General features: G+C 62.9%; 6 protein-coding genes. 1 reads left to right on the forward strand and 5 read right to left on the reverse strand.

Features of this window, described 5'->3' with window-relative positions:
* Positions 1–6: 6 nt before the first annotated feature.
* Genes B4E36_RS18900 through B4E36_RS18920 form a run of 5 tightly spaced genes read right to left on the reverse strand, consistent with a single transcriptional unit; the run spans position 7 to position 4,168 of the window.
* Positions 7–603: a hypothetical protein gene (locus tag B4E36_RS18900; RefSeq protein WP_345900690.1), complete on the reverse strand. Its 597-nt coding sequence runs from the start codon at positions 601–603 to the stop codon at positions 7–9.
* Positions 603–1,352 carry an ATP-binding protein gene (locus B4E36_RS18905; protein ID WP_345900691.1) on the reverse strand — a complete coding sequence of 250 codons (750 nt, stop codon included), beginning with the start codon at positions 1,350–1,352 and terminating at the stop codon, positions 603–605. Before B4E36_RS18905 ends, B4E36_RS18900 begins: the two co-directional genes overlap by 1 nt.
* Positions 1,306–3,492, reverse strand: a complete 2,187-nt coding sequence (locus tag B4E36_RS18910; RefSeq protein WP_345900692.1) for a Mu transposase C-terminal domain-containing protein — start codon at positions 3,490–3,492, stop codon at positions 1,306–1,308. Before B4E36_RS18910 ends, B4E36_RS18905 begins: the two co-directional genes overlap by 47 nt.
* The gene (locus tag B4E36_RS18915; protein WP_345900693.1) at positions 3,489–3,725 is read right to left on the reverse strand and encodes a hypothetical protein; all 237 of its coding nucleotides are present in this window, start codon (positions 3,723–3,725) and stop codon (positions 3,489–3,491) included. Before B4E36_RS18915 ends, B4E36_RS18910 begins: the two co-directional genes overlap by 4 nt.
* Positions 3,722–4,168 carry a hypothetical protein gene (locus tag B4E36_RS18920; protein WP_345900694.1) on the reverse strand — a complete coding sequence of 149 codons (447 nt, stop codon included), beginning with the start codon at positions 4,166–4,168 and terminating at the stop codon, positions 3,722–3,724. Before B4E36_RS18920 ends, B4E36_RS18915 begins: the two co-directional genes overlap by 4 nt.
* A gap of 119 nt (positions 4,169–4,287) precedes the next feature.
* On the opposite strand from B4E36_RS18920, the gene B4E36_RS18925 reads away from it, so the two are divergent.
* Positions 4,288–4,632, forward strand: a complete 345-nt coding sequence (locus tag B4E36_RS18925; protein WP_345900695.1) for a hypothetical protein — start codon at positions 4,288–4,290, stop codon at positions 4,630–4,632.
* Positions 4,633–4,785 lie beyond the last annotated feature (153 nt).

The raw sequence follows: 4,785 nt of genomic DNA on the forward strand, positions 1-4,785 counted from the left end.
CCGCGCCTAGCCATTGGCGCCTCCCAGAATCTCATCCCGGTTCGGGTCATAGATACCGCCGCCCTTGGTTCGGATGATCGGCGCGGCCGGCCCGGTATTCATGTGATCGAACAAAGCCCAACGGACGAAGCCGTTAGAGGTTGGCGCGATGCCGATTTCCTTTGGAAGTCGCCGCAGATACCCGGCTTTCTCCAATGCGCTGATATATTTCAGAGCATTGCTGTATGGGTCTTTCTCGCCGCCTGTCGCGGCCATCATCACCAGGTCATCGCGGGTGAATTTTTTCTTGATCCGGATCGCGTTCCAGCACCGTTCGCGAAATGTCATCTTGCGATTTTTGCGGATCTTCCGGGTATGCGGCCCGCGCGGCCCGCTGGTCAGCGGCTTGCCCTCGGCCTTGACCGCTACGCCCCGGTCCGTGAGCTGGTAGCACCCGCGCTCCACGCGCTCGCAAATGGAATGCGAGCACATGCGCCCGACGCTCTTGATGATCTCGCCCCGGTCAACCTCTGGCAGTCTTTCCGACAGCTCATCAGCTGTCAGGCAAATGCCCGGTTCAAGCACGCCGATAATCCGGTTTTGAGTGGTGGCGATACCGGTCATCAGAGCACCTTGATCGGCTTGCCGGTTTCACGCTGGTTCATCAGCGTTTGCCCGCGCATGGCGTCAATCGTGACGGTCCCTTTGTTCCGGGCGCCGAAACGATTGATGGCGGCGATCGCTTCCTTGACTTCGCGGAACCTGCCGCCGGACAGCTCGACCACCCGGTCAATCAGATCCGGTGCGATCTCGACCGCTGAATAGGCATTCACCAGGGCTCGGACATCATCGGCGCCGGACGGGTTAAACTGGACATATTGAGCAACGCGGGAGGAAACCTGCGGGAAGCGCTTCAACTTCGACCGGATCTGCCCCATGCCGACCAGAATGAACGGAATTTCCAGTGTGTCGGAGAGGTCCCGCAGGGTCTCCAGTAGCGCGCCCTTGCTGACAACGTGGTCGGCTTCGTCAATGACTACACCAAGCTCCATGTCCTGAGCTTGCGCATGCATCAGCCGCTCACCGAGAGCGCGCAGCGCATGGCCGTAGTTGCGCTCGAAGGAGCGCTCATAGGACACGTTGAGGCTTTGCAGCAGCTCCCGCAGCATCCAGTTAGGCGTCCATTGATCCTTGGCCCGCAGGAACGGGCTCCCGGTCTGTGTGGCCCACCAGCTAAGCGTCTGCGATTTGCCAAGCCCCGGCTGGCCGTCAACGACCATCAGGCAGGCTTCGTCCGCGCCCCGCAGCTTCAGGGCAGTTACGCCCTCAAGAAACGCTCGCGCGTTCGCCGTCTGTACGAATTGTCCTCGCATCTTTTCGCTCCAAAAGGTCATGCAGGGTTTCGGCATCGATGCCGTGGGCATCGAACAGCATCCGGATGCGCTGCGTGCGCAGGGCTCCCCGGAAATAATCGCGGTCCTCGCTGGTCACCTGATCGGGGTTTCCGATCAGCCAGGCCGCGTAATCAACATCGCTTGCAAACACCGTCCGCTCGCCCGCGACGGGCTTGTCGGCCGCGCGTTCCGGCAGGGTGTGGATTTCGGCAAGCGGTGCCTCGTGAACACGGGCCGCGCGGCCTGCCTCCTCGATCTCGGGTGTGGTGTGCGCTATGGCCGGTTTCGGGAAAGGTGTCACCGTGTCGGCGCGGTTTTTGGCATCGGCCAGGATCTCGCCGACAATATCGTCAACCCGCGCATTCGATGCGGCCCGCCGAAGTTCCGATTTGAATTCCTTGATCTTCTTTTGCTGGTTCGCTTTCCGCTTCTGGGAAATCTCGGTGCGGGATACACCGGCGCGCTCCGGAGCCACGGCCCGGCATATGAACGGCCCGGCTTCCTCGAAAACGTAGATCGCCGAGGCGTCGGCCTGATCCAGGAGAACGCGGACGGTCTGGCCTTCATATCCGCCAAGTTCCGGTGCGTCGAAATGGATCGCCTCGACCGAAATCCCCTTCTTCTGCACTTGGCGCCAGCCACTGCCTTGAGCGACCGGCAGAAGGAGAACGTCAAGCGCCCGCTCGTCTTCGATCCGCAGAACCGGACCCGTTTCCGCAGCAGCCGCTTCGAACGGCGTCATGCCATTCAACCCGCCGTGCGGCTCGCGCTCGTACACATGCGATATCCAGCGATCGCAAAGGTCCTGTAGCTCGTCTGCCGTAAGAGCGCCGATCGTTACCGATTGCTTCTCTTTCCTGTTCATCATCCGCTCTGCGAACGAATTGCGGGCCTCGATCGACTGACGTTCGACTACATCGTGACCGACATATCCCGGCAGCAGCTCAAAGAGCCCGTGCAGGAGGGTTCTGAAGGCCCGCTCGATATGCGGCTTCAGCCAGGGCGAGAAAGGCGGGCAAAGTTCCTGATCTACATCCAAAGACTCGAAGACGGCGCGGGTGGACACGGATGTATAGTCCGCGCCTTGGTCGGTCTTTACCTTCTTCGGCACGCCCCAATCGAGGAGGCAGTTCCGGGTGAGCGCGGCGATAGCGGCCGAGTTCGACGTGCGGGAAACCAGCACCTTGAGCTGGCGCGTCTTGACGTCGATAGCGCCTATCAGGGCGTGCCGCTTGCCGTCCGCGAGGATCACGTCGCCCGGCGTGCTGTCCAGCTCCCAGAGCTGGTTCATGACCTCTATGCCCTCGCTCGCGGACCCGCTCGCGGCCATGTAGGTGCTGCGCCATGCGTCCGGATTTGAATGCGCCAGATGCTCTTGCTTGAATTGGTTTCGGTGGTTCTGCAACCAGCGCTGAACCGAGCGGAAAGACGGGAGCTTTTCGAACTGACTTTCCCGCGCCCGGAGCGCCCGCATGATCTTCTTCGCCTGTCCATCCGCCTTCGGATACAGCTTGATCATGCCGAGGATCAGTTGCCGCAAGTCTTCGTCGCTGTCGATCACCCCGGCGCCCTTGCGGTGCTTTCCCTGGTTGCCGCCGAGGCGTGCGGCGCCTTCGGAGCCGAGTTGCTGCTGGATGCGCCGCAATGTCGAATCCGAGGTTTGCGGAATGGCGGAATAGAGTGCGTCCGGAGCCGGGATTTGGCGCTCGTTCCAGAGCATCGCGAAGGCGGTGCGCGCCGGCTTCACCGCAAGGCCGGAAACCTTTCGCCAAGCTTCGAACGTCGCGATAAGCGCAAGCTTCGTCTCTGCACGGTCGCGGGCGGCGCCGTTCGTCTCGGCCAACCGCGCAAGGCCGGTCTGCGCTGTTTTCAACTGTTCGTCGGGAACCACGTCCAGCGGGGACGGGTGAACCTCTTGAAGGTGGCGCCGGGCGAGTTCCTGGCGGGCTTCAAGAGGGAGGGATGTTGTGTGGTATTCAACGCCCCCGCGTTCAGCGCGGCGAGGTCTTTCCTCCCAGCAATCTCGGGCAGCCCTGTCTTTTATCCGTCGCTGGGTCGTAGGAAGGCCTGGAATATCCATTGCCGCGATCTCAGCGGCGTTGAACCACTGGCCGGTCATCGGCCATCTCCGCCGGCTTCCAGACGGTCGGCGAGCAATCGAATGATCCGGACGATGTCGGGGAATTTCTCGAACAGCATCGCGAGGACGTGAAGCGCTTCCCACTCGCCCTCGGTCAGCTCGCTTTCGGCCAACAGCTTTGAGTGCGCGGCGGCGGCCTCCCGGCCGGCCGGCTGCCGGTCCCTGTTCATGGACGCCGGGGCGTCGGGGCTGATATCCTTGGGCGTCATCATTCCGCGTCCAGCTCCCGCATCAGGGCGCGTTCCTCGGCGCGCATTTCGGCCACCTTCCGGCGCAGCAGGCCCAGCCGCGCGTCTCGCGCCTGCTTGCCCACCAGCACCAGACTGCCGCGCTTGCCCGCCAGCAGGTGCTGGAGCGCTGTGCTGTCCGTTGCCACCTCGAATGCGGCGGCGTATTCGAACGGAAACCGGTGGCGGTCATGGCTCTTTGCCGTCCAGGCGTTGAGCATCGGCTCGGTGATCACGTCCCCGGTCAGATCGCTGATCCGCGCCGCCACCTCGGCCCGCGACAGCGGGGTCTCCTTCAGTGCCCGTGACAGCGCCGCGCACAGCTCGGCCGCCATCGCCAGACTCCCGGCCGACGGTTCGGGCGCCTGCGGCACGATGTAGTAATTTTCAAGGTCCAGTTGCCGGGGATCGTTCGTGTGCCGCGCCATCTCACCGGGCCTCCCGGCCGGGGCTGAGACGGGCCGTCACGACAGGCAGGGGTGCCGTGACGGCCGCGCCCGTCTCCCCTACACTGCGATCGCCACAACCGACAGTGAGGGGAAAGCCGATGTCATCCGACTGGCTGGAAGAAACCGAGGAGCTGATCCAGGGGCACACGATGATGTTCGTGTGCCTGGCCGGTGCGCTCATCGACAAGGGCCTGCTTACCAGGGAGGAAATGGTCGAAAGGCTGCAAGTGACGGCGGACTTCGCCAGGTCGCAGATGGGGGACGGCGTGGCGGAGCCAATCGAAGGCGCGGCTGATCTGATCACTGAGTTCACCGGAATATTCTCCAACACGAAAAGCGCCATGGAATTCACGACAACCGCGACTGCGCTTCAGCGAATGCTCGCGCGGCGGCAAGGGCGTGACGGAGACGGCGAAGACGAAGACGAAGGTGGTGCCGTTTGACAGGGCCCTTGCTTCGAACCTTTCTCTTCTTGGCCATGTCTAGGCAGCCTCCTCGTCTTTGCCATTGCCGCCATCGCGGCCCGCGACAGCGGGGTCTCCTTCAGTGCCCGTGACGGCCGCGCCCGTCTCCCCTACACTGCGATCGCCACAACC

The organism is Martelella sp. UBA3392, assembly GCF_002358775.1.
Classification (GTDB): domain Bacteria; phylum Pseudomonadota; class Alphaproteobacteria; order Rhizobiales; family Rhizobiaceae; genus Martelella; species Martelella mediterranea.

Excerpts from the sequence above, each read along its gene's own strand:
- B4E36_RS18905 (WP_345900691.1), bottom strand. The coding sequence starts at position 1,352 with ATGCGAGGACAATTCGTACAGACGGCGAACGCGCGAGCGTTTCTTGAG.
- B4E36_RS18900 (WP_345900690.1), bottom strand. The coding sequence starts at position 603 with ATGACCGGTATCGCCACCACTCAAAACCGGATTATCGGCGTGCTTGAA.
- B4E36_RS18920 (WP_345900694.1), bottom strand. The coding sequence starts at position 4,168 with ATGGCGCGGCACACGAACGATCCCCGGCAACTGGACCTTGAAAATTAC.
- B4E36_RS18910 (WP_345900692.1), bottom strand. The coding sequence starts at position 3,492 with ATGACCGGCCAGTGGTTCAACGCCGCTGAGATCGCGGCAATGGATATT.
- B4E36_RS18915 (WP_345900693.1), bottom strand. The coding sequence starts at position 3,725 with ATGATGACGCCCAAGGATATCAGCCCCGACGCCCCGGCGTCCATGAAC.
- B4E36_RS18925 (WP_345900695.1), top strand. The coding sequence starts at position 4,288 with ATGTCATCCGACTGGCTGGAAGAAACCGAGGAGCTGATCCAGGGGCAC.